Raw genomic sequence first — 2371 nt, forward strand, 5'->3', positions numbered from 1 at the left:
AAACCACTCCCCCCCCCCCTTTTCTAGCCACCCCCCCCTCCCCGCGTCCGCAGGTCGACGGCAGGATGGGTGCGTGCGCATCAGGATCGACCTCGCCTATGACGGCACGGACTTCTCCGGCTGGGCCCGACAGCCGGGTCTGCGCACCGTGGAGGAGGAGCTCGCGCGCGCTCTCGCCACGGTGCTGCGTACCGGCGTGCCGACTCTGACGGTGGGCGGGCGCACGGACGCGGGGGTGCATGCGCGCGGCTCGGTCTGCCACCTGGACCTGGACCCCCAGGTCTGGGGTGCGGTGACGGCGAGCTCGGGACGGTCGCCGGGCGACGCGCTGGTCCGCAGGCTGCGAGGGGTGCTGCCGGCCGACGTCGTCGTCCGCAGCGCGCTCGTGGTGCCCGACGTCTTCGACGCGCGCTTCTCGGCTCTGCGGCGTCGGTACAGCTACCGGCTCCTGGACCGGCCCTGGCTGCTCGACCCGCTGCGCCGCAAGGACACGGTCCTGGCACGGCGGCCCGTCGACGCGGAGATGATGGCGCGCGCGGGTGCCTCGTTGCTGGGTCTGCGCGACTTCGCGGCCTTCTGCCGACCGAGGGAGGGGGCCACCACCGTGCGCACCCTCCTGGAGCACCGCTGGGAGCGGCTCCCCGACGGCGTCGTGCTGGGGACCGTGGTGGCCGACGCGTTCTGCCACAGCATGGTGCGGGCGCTGGTGGGCGGGGTGGTGGCAGTGGGGGAGGGCCGACGGCCCGTGGAGTGGCTGCTCGAGGTCGCCGGCGCGGGGCGTCGTGACCCGGCCGTGCAGGTGATGCCGGCCCACGGCCTGTGCCTCGAGGAGGTCGTCTACCCCGCGGGCGAGGAGGCGCTGGCGCGGCGGGACCGGGAGAGCCGCGCCGTGCGCACCCTCGACCACCCTTGACGCGACGCGTCGTGGGGCCGGACCGGACGCGTCGTGGTCCCACCGCGCAGGGTCGGGCTCCGTTAGTAGGGTCGGCAGCATGCTCGCCGCCTACGCCGCCTCACTGTCTGCCGACGACCCGCTCTCCGCCCTTGAGGTGGGCGAGAGGCCCGAGCCCCAGGCGCAGGACGGATGGGTGGTCCTGCCGGTCGTCGCGGCCGGCCTGAACCACCACGACCTGTGGTCGCTCAAGGGAGTGGGCCTGAGCACGGACCGGCTCCCCATGATCCTGGGCTGCGACGCCGTCGCCGCCCACCCCGAGCTCGGCGAGGTCGTCCTGCTGCCGGTCGTCAGCGGGACGCCCGGATGGGCGGACGACATCACGCTGGACCCTCGCCGCTCGCTGCTCTCCGAGCTGCACCAGGGCACCCTCGCTGAGAAGGTGACGGTGCCCGACGGTCACTGGGTGCCCAAGCCCGCGCACCTGAGTGCCGTGGAGGGTGCTGTCCTGTCGACCGCTTGGCTCACCGCCTACCGGATGCTCTTCCGCAACGCCGCCGTCCGTCCCGGTGACACCGTGCTGGTGCAGGGCGCGGGTGGTGGAGTGGCCACGGCACTCATCCAGCTCGGGTCCGCGGCCGGACTCACCGTGTGGGTGACCGCCCGGGACGAGACCAAGAGGCGGCGCGCGCTCGACCTGGGCGCTGCCCAGGTGTTCGGAGCGGGGGAGCGGCTGCCCGCGCGTGTCGACGCCGTCCTCGAGAGCGTCGGCGCGGCCACCTGGTCGCACTCCGTCAACGCACTTCGGCCCGGTGGGACGATCGTCATCTGCGGCGCCACCTCGGGCGACGCGCCCGCCCGGGCCGAGCTCACGAAGATCTTCTTCAAGCAGCTGCGCGTGGTCGGGTCCACCATGGGCACCCTCGACGAGCTCGCATCGCTCGCTCGCTTCGTGACGACCGCCCGCCTGCGCCCGGCGATCGACAGCACCTTCCCCCTCGCCGACGCGCGCGCAGCCCTGGCCCGGATGGCGTCCGGCGAGCTGGTGGGCAAGATCGGCATCACCCCGTGACCGGACGCAGGGCGTTGCCCGACCGGCAGCAACGCTGCCCGGTCGGCGCGCCTGGGAAGCACAGGACCGCACGCGGCCTGACTGAGCGCGTCGCAAGCTCCTGACCTGCACGGACGTGACGGCGACCGGGGGAGTTGGCTCTGCCGCCCTCGCGGGTGTAGAGTTGCACTTCGCTGCAGACGCGAAAGTGGATGCGGCCCAGCCCCACCAGCAGCTCCGCACATCATCCTCGTCCGACACACGGATTTGGGTGACGGGAAGCAGCTGATGTAGGCTAGAGAGGTTGCCCCAGGTAGCAGTGCACTTGATGAGTGTGGTGTTGGTGGTGTGCGTCCGATCCTTGAGAACTCAACAGCGTGTCAGATTATTGATGCCAATGTTTTATCTTTTTTGGCCACCATGTCTTG

2 protein-coding genes are annotated in these 2371 nt (G+C 71.8%); both read left to right on the plus strand.

Features of this window, described 5'->3' with window-relative positions; all coding sequences use genetic code 11:
• Window positions 1-73: 73 nt before the first annotated feature.
• Window positions 74-913: a tRNA pseudouridine synthase A gene (locus ACI3ET_RS13220; RefSeq protein ID WP_405033528.1), complete on the plus strand. Its 840-nt coding sequence runs from the start codon at window positions 74-76 to the stop codon at window positions 911-913.
• Between the two features lie 79 nt (window positions 914-992).
• Complete coding sequence (locus ACI3ET_RS13225) at window positions 993-1964, plus strand: zinc-binding dehydrogenase (RefSeq protein ID WP_405033529.1); 972 nt, start codon at window positions 993-995, stop codon at window positions 1962-1964.
• Window positions 1965-2371: the final 407 nt, after the last annotated feature.

Origin of the sequence: Ornithinimicrobium jinqii, assembly GCF_045032595.1 — a bacterium.
GTDB lineage: Bacteria > Actinomycetota > Actinomycetes > Actinomycetales > Dermatophilaceae > Ornithinicoccus.

What these genes read in the sequence shown, in the direction of transcription:
- ACI3ET_RS13225 (WP_405033529.1), top strand. Translation starts at nt 993, where the DNA reads ATGCTCGCCGCCTACGCCGCCTCACTGTCTGCCGACGACCCGCTCTCC.